This is a genomic window from Corynebacterium coyleae (genome assembly GCF_030408635.1).
In the GTDB taxonomy this organism is placed as follows: domain Bacteria; phylum Actinomycetota; class Actinomycetes; order Mycobacteriales; family Mycobacteriaceae; genus Corynebacterium; species Corynebacterium coyleae.
In genome coordinates this window covers 1092756-1112503 of record NZ_CP047198.1, presented here as the reverse complement: position 1 = coordinate 1112503, position 19748 = coordinate 1092756, and the positions used below count along the sequence as shown (strand labels likewise).

Below are 19748 nucleotides of genomic sequence, written 5' to 3'. Positions count from 1 at the left end.
CCATGAACACCAACCTGCTCATCCCGGACGGGGACCGCCAACGCCTCCTCGCCTGCACCCACAACGCACCCCACGACATCTACGGCTGGCACCCCCACGGCGACGGCTCCATCATCCGCACCCGCTTCATCGGTGCCGAACGCGTCGAACTGCTCATCCACAACGCGTCCCAACCCATGCAGCCGCTTGGCGACGACATCTGGGCCACCACCCTCGACGACACCCACACCCCCGACTACCGCTACCGCATCACCTACCCCGGCGCCGACCCCATCATCGTCGCCGACGCCTACAACTTCCTACCCACCCTCGGCTCCCTTGACATCCACCTCATCAACGAAGGCCGCCACGAACGTCTCTGGGACGTCCTCGGCGCGAACGTCCGCACCTACGAAACCACCCTCGGCGTCGTCACCGGCACCTCATTTGCCGTCTGGGCACCCAACGCCACCGGCGTAGCCGTCATCGGCGACTTCTGCTCCTGGAACCCCAGCCAGTACCCCATGCGCAGCCTCGGCGTCTCCGGCGTCTGGGAAATCTTCATCCCCGGCATCGGCGACGGCGACGCTTACAAATTCGCCATCCACACCGCCGAAGGCACACGCATCGACAAAGCCGACCCGCTCGCCAAACGCACGTTGACACCACCCGAGACGGTGTCAGTCGTCGCAAAGCAAAGCGAATTCGAATGGAGCGACCACGACTGGATCACCGCCCGTGCCGGACGCGATGCCACCAACTCCGCCATGAGCATCTACGAATGCCACATCGGCTCCTGGAAACAAGGCTCCACCTACGCCACACTTACCGACGAACTCGTGCCCTACCTCGTCGACAACGGCTACACCCACGTCGAATTCCTCCCAGTCGCCGAACATCCCTACGGCGGCTCCTGGGGATACCAAGTCACCGGCTACTACGCCCCCACCGCACGCTGGGGAAGCCCCGACGACTTCCGCCGCCTCGTCGACACACTGCACGCCAACGGCATCGGCGTCATCGTCGACTGGGTCCCCGCTCACTTCCCCAAAGACGACTTCGCCCTCGCACGCTTCGACGGCACACCCCTCTACGAACACCCTGACTGGCGACGCGGCGAACAACGCGACTGGGGCACCTACGTGTTCAACTTCGGCCGCCGCGAAGTCCGCAACTTCCTCGTCGCCAACGCCCTGTACTGGTTCGAAGAATTCCACCTCGACGGCATCCGCGTCGACGCCGTCGCCTCCATGCTCTACCTCGACTACTCCCGCGAACCCGGCGAATGGCTCCCCAACCAACACGGCGGCCGCGAACACTGGGAAGCCGTCCAATTCCTCCAAGAAATGAACGCCACCGTCCACCGCGAACACCCCGGCGTGCTCACCATCGCCGAAGAATCCACCGCATGGCCAGGCGTGACCGCCCAAACCGACGCCGACGGCCTCGGATTCTCCATGAAGTGGAACATGGGTTGGATGAACGACACCCTCGAATACTTCTCACTCGACCCCGTCCACCGCTCCCACCACCACAACGAAATCACCTTCTCGCTCGTCTACGCCTTCTCCGAACGCTACGTCCTACCGTTCAGCCACGACGAAGTCGTCCACGGCAAAGGCTCCCTGTGGCAGCGCATGCCTGGCGACGACTGGAACAAAGCCGCGGGCTTACGCGCCCTTTACGGCTACATGTACTCCCACCCCGGCAAACCGCTCATGTTCATGGGCTGCGAATGGGGCCAAACCACCGAATGGGACGAAGCCCACTCCATCAACTGGGACGACCTGCACCGCGACTACCACGCCGGCATCAAACGCCTCGTACGCGACCTCAACCTGGTCTACCGCGACACCCCAGCGTTGTACTCCCAGGACAACACCCCAATGGGCTTCCAATGGATCAAAGGCGACGACGCCTCCAACAACGTGCTGGCCTACGTCCGCTGGGGCGTCGACGCCACGCCGGTCCTCGCCGTGATCAACCTCTCCGGCGTCTCCTTGCCCAACTACCGCCTCGGAATACCCGAAGCAGGCACATGGGACATGCTGATCAACACCGACGACGCCGTCTACGGTGGTGCCGGCAACGACCTGCCACGCAGCGTGCACACCGACGCCACCGAATGGGACCGGTTCGACCAGTCCATCGAACTGCACCTGCCCGCAATGAGCGTGCAGTACTACACCCTCAGGCGCTAAGTGCCGAAGAGTTGGTCCATTGCCCCGCGGTTGGTGTTTTTCACCGGGTAGCCGCGGGGCGAAATCCATACCGGGGCACCCCGCACCATCACGATCCGGCCCCGTTTCTTACGCCACGGGTCATCATCATTGACCCGGTTGTGATAGCGACACAACGGCGCCAGGTTGCCAATATTGGTCTCCCCGCCATGCCGCCACGCCTCCACGTGGTGTAACTCGCAGTTGTCAGCCCCGTGACGACACCCAGGGAATGCACACACCGGCGAGACCAACTTGGCCAGATCGCGCTGCTTCTGATTCGCCAAACGCTGCGTGCGGTACAGATTCACCGCACCGGCCTGCGGGTGAAACGCCGCTACTTCCAACGCATCACCGAACTGGGCGGCGAGAAACTCCGCACCGGTCATGGTGGTGCCATCGGTCATGGCCAAGAGCACATCATCACCATTGCCATCCAGGATGCGTAGGTAATCCGGCAGCGGCACTAACACCGTCGGACGAGGCGCTGCAGTAGCCACCTTGCCGTCGCCGAAGAAGATCCCAATCAAATTCTCGGCAATCTGCGCCGCAGCCGGACGATCCTGATCAATCCCTAACCGCCCGGCGTGCTCCATGTCGGAGATCTCCCGCTCGTCGTAGGTCAGATGCAGGGTGCGTTTGCCGTTTCGCGACGGGCCGAACTTCGCCGCATCCACCGCCGGTGTCTTATCCGCCGGCACCAACGTACGGGCTGCAGCCTCAATCGCCCGGTAACCACCTTCGACCTCAAGTAAGGCCAGGCGCAGCGCCCACCGCTGGGACGCATCCTTCACCGCTGCGATGCGGCGCTCGATCAGCGCCAGCTCGTCGAGGGAGAAACCACGCGCCAAAGAACTTGCTGTCTTTTGTTTGCGGGTGAACTTGGTGCGCCCGAAGTACACATCCCGCAGCCGCGCCCAGGCACGAGCACGATCCGGAGCGAAGCCCGAGGCGAGTGCAACATCAAGGTCGAAGTCAGCCAGCGTCTCTAACGCTGCGGCCGACATCGCCTGCACTAACACCTCGAACGAATTCATGCCCAAGACGCTAGACCAAACCCGCAACCCACCTCTGCGAGCCTGTGAAATTTGCGAATTCGCCCCTGTGGATAACTCTAAAACAGCGAGCTAGCGAGCCTAGTGCGCGCCGAAATCACGCGCGGGTCGTCGGGAGCAAGCAACGTCAACAGTTCGAGCAGACGCTCCTTCGCACGCGGCTCCGTTTTCACCATGCCGAGCAACTGATCGAAGGCGCCTTCTGGGTCCCCGCCTACAAACTGCGCATCCGCGGCGAGCAGCTGCTGCTCCACCTCGTCTACCAGCTCACCTTCGCTGCCCTGTTCGTTGAGACGCTTCAACACAGCGACGGTATTTTTGGCTTGTTTGACATCGGTGTTGGTGGGGTCGTCGGCAAGGATGGCGTCGTAAAGCGCAGTTGCGCGATCGAAGTCGCCGGCGTTGAGGGCGGCGGTGGCGTCGTCGAGACGCGGATCCTGCGCAGGCTCCTCGCCACCAAGCCCCTGGAGTTGGCCGCCAAGCTGGGCAACGATCTGGCCGATCCACTGCTCCAACTGGTCGGCCGGCTGATTGCCCTCAAAGTTGGCCACTGGGCGTCCTGCGGCAAGCGCAACCACGGTCGGCAGCACGCGCACGCCGAGCATCTGTGCCACCTGCGGGGTGGCATCCGCGTCGATGTAGGCGACCATAAACTGCTGCTGCCCCGCCGCGAGCCGCTCGAACGTGGCCTTGAGCGCGACAGAATCTTCAGAACGGTCCGTGCCCACCATGAGGATCACAGGGATCTGCTTGGACCGCTCAAACGCAACCGCCTCAACGTTGGTGGCGTTGACGGTGACAAACGGCTGAAAGTCGCCAGGCTCAGGCTGCTGCGACAGCGCGCCTAAGTCAATAGCGCCGCCGGTGAACTGCGGGTTGGTCATGCTAATCCTCCAGGTGCTTGTTCAGCGACTCGATCTTCTGGTGCAACATGTCCGTGTGGCCGGGCCGAATATCAGCCTTGACCACGAGCGACACGCGTGGAGAAACCTCCTCCACCGCCTGGGTGGCACGCTTAATCACGTCCATGACCTCGTCCCACTCGCCCTCGATGGTGGTGAACATGGCGGTGGTCTCGTGCGGCAGCCCGGACTCCCGGACGACCTTCACGGCGCGTGCCACGATGTCGGACATTTCGGCGTTGGAATTTTCCGTCAAGGTCGGTGCGACCGAAAACGCTGCAATCATGCGGCCCAGTCTAACGCCCGCTTATCGACGACCCCAGCAATGCTTATGCCAATGCCTCCGATCATCGACTCCCCTGCCGGAATCCCGCGGCCATACCACGACATGCGACACCCCGGGCGGAATGTTTTGGTTACAACCCGGGCAGATGTAAAACTTCGTCGCGGCTGCAGACCCAATCTGGCGGACCTTGAATATCTCGCCATTCGTCCACTTCGGCCCCTCCATCTCCTGGGTGCCGATAAAGGTCGACCCGTCCCGCGGCAGGACGTAGCGTGGCGACTGGTATTGGCGGCGGTTTCTGCGTGGCATTTAGAACAGGCGCAGTTCGTTCGACTCGATACCGCGCAGCTCGTCGTAGTCGAGGGTTACGCAGTCAAAGCCACGATCGGAAGCCAGTGTGCGCGCCTGCGGCTTGATTTCTTGAGCTGCGAACACACCTCGGACAGGTCGCAGCAATTCGTCACGGTTGAGCAACTCGACGTAGCGGGTGAGCTGCTCGACGCCGTCGATGCCACCGCGACGCTTCACTTCCACCGCAACGGTCCCGCCACGCGGATCGCGGGCCAGAATATCGACCGGACCAATTGCTGTGGGGTACTCGCGGCGCACAAGTTCAATGCCCTCACCAAGCGTGGAGATGTGCTCAGCCAGCAATTCTTGCAAGTGAGCCTCCACGCCATCTTTGACCAGGCCAGGGTCGACACCGAGGTCGCGGGATTCGTCGAGAAGCACCTCTGCGATGGTGATACGCAGTTGCTCGCCCTTCGAATTCTCGACGATCCACAGCTCTTCGCCCGTATCCTCGCCATCCATATCAACAACGTTTTCCACCCGCAGCGTGCACGGCGGCATCATCCAATTCAACGGCTTATACGCGCGGTCATCGGCGTGGACGGACACAGAGCCGTCCGCTTTCACCAGGATGAGACGCAGCGCTTCAGGCAGGTGGGCATCGAGGCGACCCACATAATCAACAGAACAACGGGCGATGACTAGACGCATGCGCCCAAGGGTACCGTTGCGACGAACGCCGCTAACGCTCGGTCTCTCGCTGGGCGCGCTCCTCAAGTGAGCGCATATCGGTGCGCTCGGCGCGTACGTCCGGGGCCGATTCAATCCACGAGATAAAACCCATCTGCGTGCGACGATCAGCAGCAAATTCGATACCGCCATCGGGCGAATCGACCTGCAGAATCTTCGCAATATCGGGCATAAACTGGCGCTCATCTGCCGTCACGTCCCGCAAGCCTGTGAATTGCAGGAGGCGTCGGTCCGCGACCATATCGTGCGTAAACGACAAAGAGCGCAGCTTGTAAAACAGCATGCGCTCCCCGTCGTACCTCAAGACACCATGGCGCCAGCCATGGATGCCTTCAGCCGGCATCTGGCGGATCATCGCACGGGAACCGCTACCGCGGACCATGCTGAACCGCCAAATGGCAGACGCCGCAAACGTGGCCACCACAAGCACAGCCACGACAACGACGAACACCATTGTTTCAACCTCCAGACAGCGGGTAATGCGCAATATCTTAACGCCCTTTGTGTCTTTTATGCGCACGCTGCGCGAGTGGGGGCATAGAAAAACGCCCCCATCCGGATGTGTATCCGGATGGGGGCGCTGGTCAGGCCGGCGTTACGCCTTCCTCGGCGCAGCGACTAGTGCGCGTTGCGACGAACGGCCGCCAGCTCCGCCTCCGAGCGAGCCTGTACGACCCTGTCCTCGTTGTCGAGGTTGGACTCTGCGACGGCGGAGTCAACCTCGTCGGCGAAGATGGCGTAGTCCGCGAGGACTGTCACCTTGTCGCCGACAACGGAGAGGAACCCACCCTGTACGGCCGCGACGATACGCTCGCCGCCGATCGGGCGGATGGTTACCACACCGTTGTCCTTGAGCTGCCCCAAGAGCGGCTCGTGCCCAGGAAGGATACCGATCTCACCCTCCGTAGTCTGAGCGGTGACGATGCTTGCCGGACCTTTCCAGAGCAGGCGGTCAACCGAGACCAGTTGAGCGGTAAGTTCAGCCATGGTTCCTCCTACGCCTGCAGCTTCTTGTATGCAGCCTCGACGTCGTCCAAGCCACCCAGGCCGTTGAATGCCTGCTCTGGGTAGTGGTCGAACTCGCCCTCGCAGAGCTTGTCGAATGCGTCGATCGTCTCTTCGAGCGGGACGTAGGAACCCTCGTCGCCAGTGAACTTCTTTGCGACGAAGAAGTTCTGGCCCAGGAAGCGCTGGATCTTACGTGCGCGCTGCACGGTGATCTTGTCTTCCTCAGAGAGCTCGTCCATACCGAGGATGGCGATGATGTCCTGCAGTTCCTTGTTCTTCTGCAGAATGCCGATCACCTTCTGAGCGACGTTGTAGTGACGCTCGCCAACGATGCCCGGCTCAAGGATGCGCGACGTGGAGGTCAGCGGATCCACTGCCGGGTAGATGCCCTTCGAAGCGATCGAACGGGAAAGTTCGGTGGTCGCATCGAGGTGGGCGAAGGTTGTTGCCGGAGCCGGGTCGGTGTAGTCGTCAGCCGGCACGTAAACAGCCTGCAGCGACGTAATCGAACGGCCCTTGGTCGAGGTAATGCGCTCCTGGAGCACACCCATCTCGTCGGCAAGAGTCGGCTGGTAACCCACGGCGGAAGGCATACGGCCCAGAAGGGTCGATACCTCGGAACCTGCCTGGGTGAAGCGGAAGATGTTGTCGATGAACAGCAGCACGTCCTGGTTCTGCACATCGCGGAAGTACTCCGCCATGGTCAGGCCGGACAGGGCCACGCGCATACGGACCCCTGGCGGCTCATCCATCTGGCCGAAGACAAGCGCGGTATCCGGAAGCACGCCCATGTCCTCCATCTCGAGGAACAGGTCGGTGCCCTCACGGGTGCGCTCGCCGACGCCGGCGAAGACCGAAGTACCGGAGAACTCGCGTGCAATACGCGTAATCATCTCCTGGATCAGAACGGTCTTACCAACACCTGCACCACCGAACAGGCCGATCTTGCCACCCTTAACGTACGGGGTGAGCAGGTCGATGACCTTAATACCGGTTTCGAGGATCTCGGTCTTACCTTCGAGGTCCTTGAAGGCCGGCGGCTCGCGGTGGATGCCCCAGCGCTCACCGGTCTGACCGACCGACGGGTCGTCCAGGCACTGGCCGAGTGCGTTGAACACGTGGCCCTTGACCTGGTCGCCGACCGGGACAGAAATCGGGTTGCCGGAGTCCGACACCTTGGCGCCACGGACGAGGCCGTCCGTCGGGGCCATGGCGATCGTGCGGACGAGGTTGTCACCCAGGAACTGGGCGACCTCGAGCACGATGGTGCGGGACATCTCGCCGAGGTCAATGTCGACCTCGAGAGCGTTGTACAGAGCGGGCAGCTCGCCACGCGGGAACTCCACGTCGACGACTGCACCAATGACGCGCACGACACGGCCGTTCTCAGAACCGCGCGGGTTCTGAGTGTTCTCGACCCGATCTGCGGTCTGGGTGTCGGCCTCAGGAAGCGCCGCACCCGCCAGATCGTCGTTGCGCTCATCAAAAGAGTGAGCAGTAGTCATGATTTAGTCACTTTCTCCACTACCGGACAGCGCACCAGCGCCGCCGATAATCTCGGTGATTTCCTGGGTGATCTTCGCCTGACGGACCTGGTTTGCCTCGCGAGACAAATCGTTGGCCAGTTCGGTGGCGTTATCGGTCGCATTCTTCATTGCCGTGCGGCGCGATGCCGACTCGGCGGCCGCTGCTTCCAGGAAGATCGAGTAGAGCAACCTGGAAACGTAGACCGGCAGCAGCTCATCCATGAGCGTGTCCGGGTCCGGCTCGAAGTTCATGTCCGGGCTGACTTCACCAGAGTTAGTCAGCATGTCTTCCTGTTCGTATTTGAACTCTTCCAGGACCGGCTCGATCGGCAGAAGCTGATCGACGCGTGCCTCCTGGGAAAGCATAGATACGAACTCGGTGTAGACAACGTGGACAACATCGAACCCGCGGACAGACTCGCCCGTTTCGCCGTTCTGGCGAAGCGGGACGGTGGCTTCGGAGCCAGCCATGTAGCCGTCGATGATCTGGTGGCGCACGTCGTGCGTGTCCTCCCAAGACGGCTGCTGCGAGAATCCGGTCCATGATCCCGCGACATCCATGTCACGGAACTTGAAGTGCGTCACGCCCTTATTACCGGTGACGTAACGAACCACCTCGTAACCTGCCTCGGTCAGCATGCGCTCAAGCTGCGCAGCCTTCTTCAGCACGTTGTGGTTGTAGCCGCCGGCCATACCGCGGTCAGAGGTGACCACGAGGATTGCCGCGACCCGGCCGTTCTCACGCTCGTGGAGCATGGGGTGGGCCAGGGAGCTCGCGGACGCGAGGCGTTCCATGACGTCTTTGAGCTCGTCGGCGTACGGCTTAGCCGCCTCGACGCGCTGCTGGGCCTTGGTGATCTGCGCGGTGGCGATCAGTTCCTGGGCCTTTGTAATTTTCTTCGTGGAGTTGACGGACCTGATGCGGTCACGCAATTCGCGAAGCGTTGCCATGGTGTTTCCTCCCTTCCTTTATGTAGTAGTCCTAGAACCGACTGGCACTAGGAGCGGCTGACGTTGAGCTGGTTCTTCGCAACCTGGCCGGAGTCGAGCGGCTCGTGCTCGGCCTCGCGGACAATGCGCTCGCCGGAGGATGCCTGGAAGTTACGTGCCAGGTCCTCGTTGACGCGGCGGATTGCGGCCTGCGAGTCGTCGTCAAGCTGCTTGCCACCAGCGATCTGGTCATAGACCTGCGGTGCATTGGCCTTGATGGCCTCGTGCAGCTCGGTCTCGTAGCGGCGGACGTCCTCAACGGGAACGACGTCGAAGACGCCTTCGTTGGCAGCCCAGATCGAGATGATCTGGAACTCCACCGGCTGCGGCGCGTGCTCGGACTGCTTGAGCAGCTCGACCAGGCGCTGGCCGCGCTCGAGCTGCTTCTTGGAAGCGGCGTCGAGGTCGGAAGCGAACGCAGCGAAGGCCTCGAGGTCACGGTATGCCGCGAGGTCCAGACGCAGGTTACCGGCAACCTTCTTCATGCCCTTGGTCTGTGCGGCGCCACCGACACGGGACACGGAGATACCCACGTCAATAGCCGGGCGCACGCCCTGGTTGAAGAGATCGGACTGGAGGAAGACCTGGCCGTCGGTAATCGAGATGACGTTGGTCGGAATGAAGGCACCGACGTCGTTCGCCTTGGTCTCGATGATCGGCAGTGCGGTCAGGGAGCCTGCGCCGAGCTCGTCGTTAAGCTTTGCGGCACGCTCCAGCAGGCGGGAGTGCAGGTAGAACACATCGCCCGGGTATGCCTCGCGGCCCGGCGGGCGGCGAAGCAGCAGCGAAATGGCACGGTATGCCTCTGCCTGCTTGGTCAGGTCATCGTAGATCACCAGGACGTGCTTGCCCTGGTACATCCAGTGCTGGCCCAGTGCTGCACCGGAGAACGGTGCGAGCCACTTAAAGCCTGCGGAGTCGGATGCCGGAGCAGCCACGATCGTGGTGTACTCCAGCGCACCGGCCTCCTCCAGCGTCTGGCGAACGCCAGCGATGGTGGAGCCCTTCTGGCCGACGGCGACGTAGATGCAGCGCACCTGCTTCGACGGGTCGCCGGTCTCCCAGAACTCCTTCTGGTTCAAAATGGTGTCGATGCAGACCGCGGTCTTACCGGTCTTGCGGTCACCAATGACGAGCTGGCGCTGGCCGCGGCCGATCGGGGTCATGGCGTCAATCGCCTTCATGCCCGTCTGCAGCGGCTCTTCGACCGGCTGGCGGTCGAGAACGCCTGCGGCCTGGAGTTCCAGTGCACGCTCTTCGTCGGATTCGATTGGGCCAAGGCCGTCAATCGGCTGACCCAGGGGGTTAATCACGCGGCCGAGGAAGTTCTCGCCGACCGGGATGGAGAGGACCTCGCCGGTCCGCTTGACTTCGTCGCCCTCGGAAAGGGTCTCGAAGTTACCCAGCACCACGACACCGATGGAATCGGTCTCAAGGTTCTGGGCGACGCCGATGACGCCGTTGGGGAACTCGAGCAGCTCGTTCGTCATGCAGCCCGGCAGCCCAGAAACCTGGGCAATACCGTCTGCGGCCGAAGTCACCACGCCGACCTCCTCACGGGAGGCCTCCGCAGAGTAGCTCGAGGTGTAGTTCGCTATCGCGCTACGGATCTCATCGGAGGAGATCGTCAGCTCCGCCATGTTCTTCCTGCTCTCGGTAGTTTTATCCAGCATATTGTTAATTATTTAGCCGCCTGGGCTGCCATATCGGTACGGAGACGCTCGATCTTGCCGCGCGTCGAACCGTCGATGACCTCATCGCCCACACGAACCACCATTCCGCCGAGGAGGCTGGGGTCAACCTCAGAGTGGATGGCGATCTCGCGGCCGTAAATCTGCTCCAGCTTGCGGGCCAGTGCGTCACGCTGAGTGTCGTTCAACGCCTCAGCGGTCTTCACACGTGCAACCGACTTGCCGCGCATCTCTGCAACGTTTTCTGCCAGTGCGGCGAGATCGTCGACAGGATTGTGGTGCGGCCGGCCGATGACCTGCAGGGCCAGGGCCTCGGTGAACATTGTCACCTTGCCGTAAATCACGCTAGCTAGCAGTCCGCGCTTCTGCGCAGCGGTTGCGGTGCGGTCGGACAGGAGCTGGGTGAGCTCCTTTTCGTCCTCGAGGAGGACGGACAGTTGGTAGAGCTCGTTTTCGACCTGCTCCAACTGGCCCTGTTCCTGTGCGCCCTTCTGCAGTGCGATGCGACCCAGGTTGATCAGACCTGCGCGGAATTCGCGCGGGGTCGACCACTCCTGCTCCGCTGCTGCGGTGAGGATGTTCAGGGTGGGCTCCGCCACCTTGCCGCCGAAAACGTCCTTGACAATGCCGGCGCGCTGGCCTGCTTCAAGCGACGTGTCGGCGATTGCCACGCGCAGGGCACGTTCGGTGTCGAGCTGGTCCACGATGAGGAACAGTTCGGTACCGATCTGTGCTGCGGTGGCGACTGCGTTGTCGGCGCTGCCGATCAGCGATTCGAGCTGACCGGTGACGTGCGACTGTGCTTCGCGACTAGCTGCCTTCATCTCGCCTACTTTCTCGTCGAGACGTGATCGAGCTCGGAGAGGAACTCATCGATCGTGTTCGAGCGACGGGTCGTGTCCGACAGCTCGATGCCCAGCAGACGCTCTGCCAGCGAGATGGAGTTCTGGCCCATCTCGTTGCGCAGTTCTGCGACAACCTGGTCGCGAGCTGCTTGCAGTTGCTTTTCGCCTGCCTCGATGATGCGGCGGGCTTCTTCCTCGGCACGGGCACGGGCTTCAGCCTCGATTTCCTTGCCGCGGGCACGCGCTGCCTCACGGATTTCAGCGGCCTCGTGGCGCGCCTCCGCAAGCTCAGCGTTGTTCTTCTCCAGGGCAGCCTTGGCTTCCTTTTGGGCGACTTCAGCACGCTCGATGCCGCCCTTGATTCGGTCTTCGCGCTCTGCCAGCACTTCCTGGAACTTCGGAATAACGTACTTCCAGAAAAGCAGGCCGATAATGATGAAAACGACAAGAGACCAAACCACGTCGTACGCGGCCGGGAAGAGAATGGATGGTTCATTCTCGAGCGGCAGCGTCTCGGAGCCTTCTGCGGCTACGAGGAATGCAGTGACGTTAGTCATTGGTTGCTCCTGATCTAAAAATGGACGGGGTTATTCGTTCTTGTTTTTAGAACAGGAAGCCGGCAACGAGGCCGATCAGGGCAAGTGCCTCAACGAAGGCGATACCCAGGAACATGGTGGTACGGAGCTGGCCAGCCATCTCCGGCTGACGTGCCATGCCCTCGACGGTCTTGCCGACGAGGATGCCGATGCCGAGGCCCGGGCCGATGGTTGCAAGGCCGTAGCCGATGGTGCCGAGACCCTCGTAGCGGTTCACGGTCTCCGCTGCCTGAGCAAGAATGATGTCGTTCATGTGAAAGTCGTTCCCTTTCTAGGTGCCTCCCCGCAGGCCGCGGGAAAGCGTGTGACAGATGTTGGGGGTTATTCAGTTGGCCGTGTGTGGTCGCGCTTTGTTAGTGCGCATCCGCGTGCAGCGACAGCTCGATGTACACCGCAGTCAGCAGGGCGAAGATGTACGCCTGCAGGAAGATGATGATCAACTCGTATGCGGTGAACAGCAGCGCTGCAATCAGGGTCAGGCCACTCACTGTCGTCCATGCGTTCAACTGCCAGAAGAAGAAGTTCGTGGCGGAGTACAGCAGGACAAGAATGATGTGGCCAGCCAGGAAGTTCGCCATAAGACGAAGCGCCAGGGTGACCGGACGCAGAATGAACGTCGAGAAGAACTCGATCGGCACCACGAGAATGTGGAGCGCCGGCGGAAGGCCGGGGATGACGGTCGAGTGCTTGAAGTACGCAGCGCCGTAACGCTTGACGCCGGCGTAAATCATTGCAATGTAGGCCGCAACTGCCAGCACGACCGGCATGCCGATACGCGCGTTAGGCGAGATGTTGAGACCTGGGATGATCGTCGCCGCGTTCATGAACAGAATGGAGAAGAAGATGGTGCACAGCAGCGGCAGGAACCGCTTGCCGTCCTTCTTGCCCAAGGTGTCTTCCGCGATGTGGATGCGGACGAAGTCGACGCCGATCTCGGCGAAATTCTGCAGGCCTTTCGGAACCAGCTTCGGGTTCCTAAAGGCGATAACAAAGAGGAGCACCAGGATCGCCGCAATCAAGAGGCGGACGAGCATGATGCGGTCCAGTGCGAACCACCCATTGGCAAATTCCTCACCAATGATATGGCCGTACGTTTGCCCCGGGAAAAATTCTGGACCAAGCGCAGGTGCGTGAAACTCACCCTTCATGGCCAAAGTTGTAACGCTCAGCGTTCTCTCCCGTTCTCGGGCCGCTCCCCGGTTCCCCGGAGGGCGGTGCGATGGACGTCTTCATCAGGCTGCCTCCGCGGCGGACTCCGTCGCACATCTGCTTCCGCGGGGCAGGGGATGTCGTTCCCCGGCCGGTTTCGCCTGCACATCAGGGGTAACGCCAGCCTGGAACAAACCCAGCGGATATCCTAACAGGACATCCTGAGAATGTGGGTTTTACCTGTGCCATTGACCCCCCACCAAGGTGACTTTTAAGGGTTTTTACCCCTAATCACCCAGCTTGCACGGCTTTCTAGCGGATTGTTAGGTCTGTCACAGGGTCCCCACACCCTGTGTTAGCTGAGGTAGGTGGTGCGTGTGGTGAGTACACCCCAGGCTTCGGCGGCGAGTGCAACGACGAGTGCTGCGATCGTCGTCACGCCAAATGCTCGATGGTCGTAAAAGTCGAATCCACGGATCCACAGCAGGAAGATTGCGAGCAGCCCCATCTTCAGCAGCCAGCCGCCGAGGACAACTGCCATGGTGGTGTTTGGGGATGAGTTTGAGGTTGCGAGCACGGACACCGTGGTGGCGAGCACGAACGCACCGCCGACGGCGACTCCCATCAGCGCGGCCCAGATGCCGGGCAATTCGCGGGTCGCGCCCCACGCCATGAGCGAGACGACGGTAAGCACGACGAGTGCCCATCCCGCGACCTTCAGTGCGCGGATGAGCGGCTGACGATGATCACTGACCTGGGACGTGTCATTGACTTCGAGCGGTTCCATGCTGGGTCATCCTACAGACTGAGCAGGGTTGCTTTTCGACGACGCCACCGCACCGTCCCCACCACGCCGCGGGCCAATCTTGCCTTCCGCAAGCGGAACCAGAGTGAGCACGAAAGCAAAGACAAGCGCGACAACGGTGAAGATCACGGCAATGCGCACCGGCACGACGGAAAAACTGACCGCGCCGAAGGCGACTGCGGAGACCCACAGGTACAGCACCAGAACAGTACGGCGGTGCGTATGCCCAAGGCGGAGCAAACGGTGATGGATATGGCCTGCGTCTGCCTGGAACGGGCTTTGGCCGCGGGCTGTTCGTCGCACAACGGCCCAAATCAGGTCGAGGACCGGCAGGGCAATCGCGGCGAGCACGACGATGATCGGGCTAATGAGTGCTACTAGGTCCGCGGCCCCGTAGAGCGACATGTTGATCTTGCCCGATGCGGAGATCGACGCTGCGGCAAGCAGCAGCCCAATGAGCATGGCACCGGAGTCCCCCATGAAGATGCGCGCCGGTTCGAAGTTGTGGGGCAAAAAGCCCGCGCAGATACCGACGAGCAACGTGCAGATAATCGCCGGCGGGTACGCGGAGACCGCCCCGCCCTGGTCATGGAGAACTGACAGCGAATAGACGAGGATCGCCATCCCGGCGATCATGCCCAGCCCCGCGGCGAGGCCGTCGATGCCGTCAACGAAATTCACTGCGTTGATCAACAGCACAGTAAACAGCGCACTCAAGACCATGCCCTGGACTTCGTCCAAAATCAGGGTGGTGCCCTCCCCGATTGGTACGTAAAACACCGTAAAGGCAATCCCCAAGATGGACATGATGATCGCAGCAGCGAATTGCCCGATGAGTTTGGGTAACGCGCCGAGCTCGTAGAGGTCGTCAACAATTCCGACAGCAACGACGGCGGCACCGCCGACGAGCACTGCAGTCATCTCTGGGGTGACTGGAGCGAACCCGCGGGTCAGTGCGGGCAGTTGCTGCGCGAGAACAAACGCGCCAGCGAACCCTGTAAACATGGCCAGTCCACCGAGCGACGGTGTTGGCTGGGTGTGAACGTCGCGCTGGCGGATCTCCGCGACGCGTCCTGTGCGCACGAGAGCTGAACGCACCACACCTGTGGCCAGGTACGTGATCGCAGCCGCGACGAGTAGCACGAGTGCGAGCTCGCGAAGCGGCACACCAGCTCCGGACATCCCCTGAAAACTCCCCCGCTACTTTCGACGCAACGACTCTGGGTCAAGCCCTAAGACTTCACCAATGCGCTCGACCGGGATCGCGCCTTCGCGCAAAATCACCGGCTGAGGCTTCGAAATATCAATGATGGTCGAAGGAGTGCCAACCTCGGCCTCTCCCCCGTCGAGGTACACACCAATCGCATCGCCAAACTGCGCCTTGGCCTCTGCTGCGGTCTGTGCCGGCGGGTTGCCGGAGATGTTGGCAGACGACACCGCCATCGGTCCGGTTTCTTGCAACAGTTCAAGTGCGAGCGGCTGGTTCGGCATGCGTAGCAGCACGGTGCCACGTGTATCGCCAAGATTCCACGGCAGGCTCGGCGCTTCAGGCACGACGATGGAAAGCCCACCCGGCCAGAACGCCTCCACGAGTGTCTTCGCGGTGTCGGAAAACTCCCGCACGAGCCCCTGGATCGTCGACCAGCTGCCCACGAGCACCGGCACAGGCATGTCGGGGCCACGGCGCTTGGTAGCCAACAGCGTGGCTACGGCGTCGTTGTTGAAAGCGTCGCAACCGATTCCGTAGACGGTGTCTGTCGGCAGGACGACGCAACGGCCGGCTCGCACAGCGTCCGCGGCCGCGCGCACCGCGTCGTCGCGAACCTGCGGATCAAGGCAGTTATAAATCGCGGACATAGTGCTCCTTCATGTTCTGAAAGTTACCGGGCTAGCTTACTCGCCATGACAAACCGGGCTCGGCCGGTCAGGTCCTCGACCACACTCGGCGGGCCGAATGCGCCGTGGTCGCGCACCACATCTTGTACGGCCTCCGACGTGGAATCATCATGCTCAATGCCGAGGTGCCCTCCCGGACGCAGCAGCCGTGCGGCGACCGGAACGAGCCCCCGAATTGCATGCATCCCGTCCGCGCCGGAGAACACCGCCTCATGAGGGTCGGCGTAGACCTCCACATCTAAGTCACCGGTTTCTGGCACGTACGGCGGGTTGGTGACGACGAGGTCAACGGCACCGTCGAGTTCCCGAAGCAACTCCGGATCGGTCATATCCCCTGGGACAATGCGTATCGACGACGCGTAGTCCCCCACATTTCGCTCCAAGTACTTCCGCGCCTGAGGCGAACGCTCGACCGCGATCACCTGTGCGCGCGGGCACGCCCGGGCGATCGTGATGGCCAACGCACCCGAGCCGGAGCCTAAGTCCACGACGGTTGGGGATTCGGGCGAGGTGGTGTCGTCGCTAAGCAAATGTACCGCCCACTGAGCGAGCACTTCCGTTTCTGGCCGTGGGATGAATACCCCGGGCCCGACGGCGAGGTCGATGTCAACAAACGGTGCTGTACCGATGATGTGCTGCAACGGCTCGCGAGCCGCGCGTCGGGCAATGAGTTTGGCATAGGCCTCGTCGAAGTCCGTAGGCGCGTCGGCGAACATGAGCTGCATCGGCGGCACCCCGATCAAGTGCGCGGCGAGCAGGCGTGCGTCGACTTCAGGCGACGCAACGCCCGCGCCAGCAAGGGTCTGCGTGGCGCGGGCGATGGTGTCGCAGAGGCTACTCGGCTTCAAGGCGCTCCTGGCGCTCGTGCGTCTGCAGCGCCGTGATCAGATCGTCCATGTTGCCGTCGAGCACCGAGTCAAGGTTGTTGGCCTTGTAGTTAATGCGGTGATCCGAAATGCGGTTCTCCGGCCAGTTGTAGGTGCGGATGCGCTCCGAGCGGTCCATCGTGCGCACCTGCGATGCGCGGCCCTCGGCCTCTTCGGCTTCCTGCTTCTCGCGCTCAATCTGGTCGAGGCGAGCCTGCAGCACCTGCATCGCGCGGGCACGGTTCTGGATCTGAGAACGCTCGTTCTGGCAGGTCACCACAATGCCGGTGGGCAGGTGCGTGATACGCACGGCTGAGTCGGTGGTGTTCACGCCCTGGCCACCCTTACCGGAAGAACGGTAGACGTCGACGCGCAAATCCTTCTCATCGATATTGACGCTTTCAACCTCGTCTGGCTCTGGGAAGACGTATACGCCTGCGGCAGAAGTCTGGATGCGGCCCTGCGATTCCGTCACCGGAACGCGCTGCACACGGTGCACGCCACCTTCAAACTTCAGCATCGACCACGCACCGTCACGCGACGGGGTCTTCGCCTTCACCGCGACGGTCATGTCCTTCACACCACCCAGGTCAGACTCGGCAACGTCGAGGACCTCCCAGGTCAGGCCGTGCTTTTCGCAGTACTTCTGATACATGCGAGCCAAATCGCCAGCGAACAGCGCGGCCTCTTCACCGCCTGCGCCTGCTTTGAGCTCCATGATGATGTCATCACCATCGTGCTCGTCGCGCGGCGCCAGCAGGTCAGCCAACTCCTCCTCGAGGCGCACAATCTCGTCCTCTAAGCGCTTGGCCTCCTCCGCGAACTCCTTGTCCTCGGAGGCCATTTCGGATGCCGCCTCGTGGTCATCGCGCGCCTGGTTCAGGGCGTTATTGACGTTGATGATCGGCTGCAGCTCCGCGTAGCGCTTGGAGAGCTTACGGAAGCGGTCCTGGTCACCAGCGACCTCCGGATCGCCCATTTGGGCCTGGATGCCCTCGTATTCGGCGACGTAGTCGTCGACAAGCGAAACATGCGATTTTTCTGCCATTAGGAGTAGTCCTCCTCAGTTTCGGCCTGCGCCATTGGTGCCGAGTTCGCCACACCAATGAGGAACTCGCCGTTCGTCTTGGTCTTCTTCAACTGCTTAATCAGCATGTCGATGGACTGCTGCGGATCAAGCGCAGACAGGATGCGGCGCAGCTTGTGCATGACGCGCGCCTCCTCCGGGCTCATCAGCAGCTCGTCCTTGCGGGTGCCGGACGGGTTGACGTCCACAGCCGGGAACACGCGACGCTCCGCGATCTTGCGGTCGAGCTTGAGCTCGGCGTTACCGGTGCCCTTGAACTCCTCGAAGATAACGGTATCGCCAGCGGAACCGGTTTCCACCATGGCCGTTGCGATAATCGTCAGCGAGCCACCCTCCTCGATGTTTCGGGCAGCACCCAGGAAACGCTTCGGCGGGTAGAGCGCGTTGGAGTCCACACCACCGGAGAGGATGCGACCCGACGCCGGCGAGGAGTTGTTGTACGCACGGCCAAGACGAGTAATCGAGTCGAGCAGCACCACAACGTCTTGGCCCATCTCCACCAGACGCTTCGCACGCTCGATAGCAAGCTCGGCGACAGCAGTGTGCTCTGACGGCGGACGGTCGAACGTCGAGGCAATGACCTCGCCGTTGACGCTGCGCTGCATGTCGGTAACTTCCTCCGGGCGCTCATCGACAAGCACAACCATGAGGTAGCACTCCGGGTTATTCGTGGCGATCGCGTTGGCAATGTTCTGCAGGATCGTCGTCTTACCAGCCTTCGGCGGCGACACGATCAGTGCGCGCTGACCCTTACCGATCGGCATGACCAGGTCGATCACACGCGTGGTCAGGATCTTCGGCTCAGTTTCCAGACGCAGACGACGGTTCGGGTACAGCGGGGTGAGCTTGTGGAACTCCTTGCGTCCCTTCGCATCCTCCGGAGTCTGGCCGTTGATCGTGTCGACGCGAACAACCTGGTTGTAGCTACGACGGTTACGGCCATTGCCCTGCTGGTGCGACTGCCCGTTAGCACGAACCTGACCGGTTACCGCGTCGCCGGAGCGCAGACCCGCCTGACGGACCAGGCGCTGCGGCACGTACACGTCCGAATTGGACTGACGGTAGCCAGTGGTGCGGATGAACGCGGAGCCGTTGTCCTGCACATCCGCGATACCCGCAACCTCCTGCAGGTCCTCCGGGTCGAAGTGCTGTTCGTTGCCGCCACCTTGGTTGTTGTTGCCGCCGTGATTGTCACGGTTGCGATTACGATTACGACGACCGCGACGCCCACGACGACCGCCACCCTGGTGGTCGTCATCGTTATCGTCGCGGTGGTTGTTGCGGCCGCCACGGTTGTTGCCGTTGTTGCCATTGTTACGGCCACCGCGGTCGTTATTGTCACGGTTGTCGCGGTTATCGCGATTGTCGCGGTTCTCGTCGCGGTTGTCCGTGGTCTCGGATTTCTCGGACTTCTCGTCCTTGCCGTCCTTGGCGTCGCCACCCTGCGTATTGTCCTCATGCTGGTGACGCGCACGGTTTCGGCGAGCACGGCGCGCTGCGGAACGCGAAGCTCCCCGCGAATCGTCGTCATGAGAATTGTCGGTCGCCTTGTCAGCGTTTTCTGCAGGCTTGTCGGTCTTGTCGGCCTTGCGCTCTGCACGCTCGGAAGCAGCTGGCGCCTCCGCGTTATCGGCCTCCACCTTTTGCGGTGCAGCCTTCTTGGGAACCTGGCCGGTAGTAATTGCCTGGATCAACTCCCCCTTACGCAGCCCCGAAACGCCCTTCAGGCCTTTCTCGGCGGCAATTTTGCGCAGCTCCGGAATCTTCATAGCGGCCAAGTCTGCCGCGGTACCGGTGTCGGTCACGT

The 19748-nt window shown here is 61.9% G+C and carries 21 protein-coding genes; 1 reads left to right on the top strand and 20 read right to left on the bottom strand.

The window, feature by feature from the left end; translation table 11 throughout:
- Nucleotides 1-2 precede the first annotated feature (2 nt).
- Nucleotides 3-2180 (top strand): 1,4-alpha-glucan branching protein GlgB, encoded by a 2178-nt coding sequence (gene glgB / locus CCOY_RS05460; protein ID WP_208856593.1) that lies wholly within the window; start codon nucleotides 3-5, stop codon nucleotides 2178-2180.
- Here glgB and CCOY_RS05455 read toward each other — a convergent pair.
- The 20 genes from CCOY_RS05455 to rho form a co-directional block, all read right to left on the bottom strand.
- The gene (locus CCOY_RS05455; protein WP_092102307.1) at nucleotides 2177-3235 is read right to left on the bottom strand and encodes an HNH endonuclease signature motif containing protein; all 1059 of its coding nucleotides are present in this window, start codon (nucleotides 3233-3235) and stop codon (nucleotides 2177-2179) included. The two genes, glgB and CCOY_RS05455, sit on opposite strands and share 4 nt — an antisense overlap.
- Before the next feature lie 77 nt (nucleotides 3236-3312).
- Entirely contained in the window at nucleotides 3313-4137 is an 825-nt protein-coding gene (locus CCOY_RS05450) for a tetratricopeptide repeat protein (protein WP_092102305.1), read from the bottom strand.
- A gap of 1 nt (nucleotide 4138) precedes the next feature.
- Nucleotides 4139-4441 (bottom strand): MTH1187 family thiamine-binding protein, encoded by a 303-nt coding sequence (locus CCOY_RS05445; protein WP_092102302.1) that lies wholly within the window; start codon nucleotides 4439-4441, stop codon nucleotides 4139-4141.
- A gap of 21 nt (nucleotides 4442-4462) precedes the next feature.
- On the bottom strand, nucleotides 4463-4750 hold the full coding sequence (locus tag CCOY_RS05440; protein WP_092102299.1) for an Rv1322 family protein: 288 nt from the start codon (nucleotides 4748-4750) through the stop codon (nucleotides 4463-4465).
- A complete protein-coding gene (gene nucS / locus CCOY_RS05435) occupies nucleotides 4751-5443 on the bottom strand; it encodes an endonuclease NucS (protein ID WP_092102297.1) in 693 nt (230 codons plus the stop codon).
- 31 nt (nucleotides 5444-5474) lie between these two features.
- Nucleotides 5475-5936 (bottom strand): DUF2550 domain-containing protein, encoded by a 462-nt coding sequence (locus tag CCOY_RS05430; RefSeq protein WP_070615298.1) that lies wholly within the window; start codon nucleotides 5934-5936, stop codon nucleotides 5475-5477.
- A gap of 164 nt (nucleotides 5937-6100) precedes the next feature.
- Entirely contained in the window at nucleotides 6101-6469 is a 369-nt protein-coding gene (locus CCOY_RS05425) for a F0F1 ATP synthase subunit epsilon (RefSeq protein WP_070569891.1), read from the bottom strand.
- An 8-nt stretch (nucleotides 6470-6477) separates the two neighbouring features.
- Complete coding sequence (gene atpD, locus CCOY_RS05420) at nucleotides 6478-7995, bottom strand: F0F1 ATP synthase subunit beta (RefSeq protein ID WP_224212800.1); 1518 nt, start codon at nucleotides 7993-7995, stop codon at nucleotides 6478-6480.
- Between the two features lie 3 nt (nucleotides 7996-7998).
- A complete protein-coding gene (locus CCOY_RS05415) occupies nucleotides 7999-8967 on the bottom strand; it encodes a F0F1 ATP synthase subunit gamma (RefSeq protein WP_070421847.1) in 969 nt (322 codons plus the stop codon).
- Nucleotides 8968-9014: 47 nt separating this feature from the next.
- Complete coding sequence (atpA, locus tag CCOY_RS05410) at nucleotides 9015-10679, bottom strand: F0F1 ATP synthase subunit alpha (RefSeq protein WP_070421846.1); 1665 nt, start codon at nucleotides 10677-10679, stop codon at nucleotides 9015-9017.
- A gap of 8 nt (nucleotides 10680-10687) precedes the next feature.
- Nucleotides 10688-11521 carry a F0F1 ATP synthase subunit delta gene (locus tag CCOY_RS05405; RefSeq protein WP_070816815.1) on the bottom strand — a complete coding sequence of 278 codons (834 nt, stop codon included), beginning with the start codon at nucleotides 11519-11521 and terminating at the stop codon, nucleotides 10688-10690.
- Nucleotides 11522-11526: 5 nt separating this feature from the next.
- Entirely contained in the window at nucleotides 11527-12099 is a 573-nt protein-coding gene (locus CCOY_RS05400; RefSeq protein WP_070816816.1) for a F0F1 ATP synthase subunit B, read from the bottom strand.
- 46 nt (nucleotides 12100-12145) lie between these two features.
- Nucleotides 12146-12391, bottom strand: coding sequence for an ATP synthase F0 subunit C (locus CCOY_RS05395; RefSeq protein ID WP_042406503.1), 246 nt, complete (start codon nucleotides 12389-12391; stop codon nucleotides 12146-12148).
- A gap of 100 nt (nucleotides 12392-12491) precedes the next feature.
- Nucleotides 12492-13286: a F0F1 ATP synthase subunit A gene (gene atpB / locus CCOY_RS05390; protein WP_070421843.1), complete on the bottom strand. Its 795-nt coding sequence runs from the start codon at nucleotides 13284-13286 to the stop codon at nucleotides 12492-12494.
- Between the two features lie 356 nt (nucleotides 13287-13642).
- Nucleotides 13643-14074, bottom strand: coding sequence for a Cg1360 family ATP-synthase-associated protein (locus CCOY_RS05385; RefSeq protein ID WP_070820855.1), 432 nt, complete (start codon nucleotides 14072-14074; stop codon nucleotides 13643-13645).
- Nucleotides 14075-14080: 6 nt separating this feature from the next.
- Nucleotides 14081-15274, bottom strand: coding sequence for an MraY family glycosyltransferase (locus CCOY_RS05380; protein ID WP_070615292.1), 1194 nt, complete (start codon nucleotides 15272-15274; stop codon nucleotides 14081-14083).
- An 18-nt stretch (nucleotides 15275-15292) separates the two neighbouring features.
- Complete coding sequence (locus tag CCOY_RS05375; protein WP_070421840.1) at nucleotides 15293-15949, bottom strand: L-threonylcarbamoyladenylate synthase; 657 nt, start codon at nucleotides 15947-15949, stop codon at nucleotides 15293-15295.
- A 23-nt stretch (nucleotides 15950-15972) separates the two neighbouring features.
- On the bottom strand, nucleotides 15973-16836 hold the full coding sequence (gene prmC / locus CCOY_RS05370) for a peptide chain release factor N(5)-glutamine methyltransferase (protein WP_092102294.1): 864 nt from the start codon (nucleotides 16834-16836) through the stop codon (nucleotides 15973-15975).
- Nucleotides 16823-17902, bottom strand: a complete 1080-nt coding sequence (gene prfA / locus CCOY_RS05365; RefSeq protein ID WP_070569885.1) for a peptide chain release factor 1 — start codon at nucleotides 17900-17902, stop codon at nucleotides 16823-16825. Before prfA ends, prmC begins: the two co-directional genes overlap by 14 nt.
- Nucleotides 17902-19746, bottom strand: a complete 1845-nt coding sequence (rho, locus tag CCOY_RS05360) for a transcription termination factor Rho (RefSeq protein ID WP_280137901.1) — start codon at nucleotides 19744-19746, stop codon at nucleotides 17902-17904. The genes prfA and rho overlap by 1 nt, the downstream gene beginning before the upstream one ends.
- Nucleotides 19747-19748 lie beyond the last annotated feature (2 nt).

Excerpts from the sequence above, each read along its gene's own strand:
- glgB (WP_208856593.1), top strand. The coding sequence starts at position 3 with ATGAACACCAACCTGCTCATCCCGGACGGGGACCGCCAACGCCTCCTC.
- CCOY_RS05455 (WP_092102307.1), bottom strand. The coding sequence starts at position 3,235 with ATGAATTCGTTCGAGGTGTTAGTGCAGGCGATGTCGGCCGCAGCGTTA.
- CCOY_RS05450 (WP_092102305.1), bottom strand. The coding sequence starts at position 4,137 with ATGACCAACCCGCAGTTCACCGGCGGCGCTATTGACTTAGGCGCGCTG.
- CCOY_RS05445 (WP_092102302.1), bottom strand. The coding sequence starts at position 4,441 with ATGATTGCAGCGTTTTCGGTCGCACCGACCTTGACGGAAAATTCCAAC.
- CCOY_RS05440 (WP_092102299.1), bottom strand. The coding sequence starts at position 4,750 with ATGCCACGCAGAAACCGCCGCCAATACCAGTCGCCACGCTACGTCCTG.
- nucS (WP_092102297.1), bottom strand. The coding sequence starts at position 5,443 with ATGCGTCTAGTCATCGCCCGTTGTTCTGTTGATTATGTGGGTCGCCTC.
- CCOY_RS05430 (WP_070615298.1), bottom strand. The coding sequence starts at position 5,936 with ATGGTGTTCGTCGTTGTCGTGGCTGTGCTTGTGGTGGCCACGTTTGCG.
- CCOY_RS05425 (WP_070569891.1), bottom strand. The coding sequence starts at position 6,469 with ATGGCTGAACTTACCGCTCAACTGGTCTCGGTTGACCGCCTGCTCTGG.
- atpD (WP_224212800.1), bottom strand. The coding sequence starts at position 7,995 with ATGACTACTGCTCACTCTTTTGATGAGCGCAACGACGATCTGGCGGGT.
- CCOY_RS05415 (WP_070421847.1), bottom strand. The coding sequence starts at position 8,967 with ATGGCAACGCTTCGCGAATTGCGTGACCGCATCAGGTCCGTCAACTCC.
- atpA (WP_070421846.1), bottom strand. The coding sequence starts at position 10,679 with ATGCTGGATAAAACTACCGAGAGCAGGAAGAACATGGCGGAGCTGACG.
- CCOY_RS05405 (WP_070816815.1), bottom strand. The coding sequence starts at position 11,521 with ATGAAGGCAGCTAGTCGCGAAGCACAGTCGCACGTCACCGGTCAGCTC.
- CCOY_RS05400 (WP_070816816.1), bottom strand. The coding sequence starts at position 12,099 with ATGACTAACGTCACTGCATTCCTCGTAGCCGCAGAAGGCTCCGAGACG.
- CCOY_RS05395 (WP_042406503.1), bottom strand. The coding sequence starts at position 12,391 with ATGAACGACATCATTCTTGCTCAGGCAGCGGAGACCGTGAACCGCTAC.
- atpB (WP_070421843.1), bottom strand. The coding sequence starts at position 13,286 with ATGAAGGGTGAGTTTCACGCACCTGCGCTTGGTCCAGAATTTTTCCCG.
- CCOY_RS05385 (WP_070820855.1), bottom strand. The coding sequence starts at position 14,074 with ATGGAACCGCTCGAAGTCAATGACACGTCCCAGGTCAGTGATCATCGT.
- CCOY_RS05380 (WP_070615292.1), bottom strand. The coding sequence starts at position 15,274 with ATGTCCGGAGCTGGTGTGCCGCTTCGCGAGCTCGCACTCGTGCTACTC.
- CCOY_RS05375 (WP_070421840.1), bottom strand. The coding sequence starts at position 15,949 with ATGTCCGCGATTTATAACTGCCTTGATCCGCAGGTTCGCGACGACGCG.
- prfA (WP_070569885.1), bottom strand. The coding sequence starts at position 17,902 with ATGGCAGAAAAATCGCATGTTTCGCTTGTCGACGACTACGTCGCCGAA.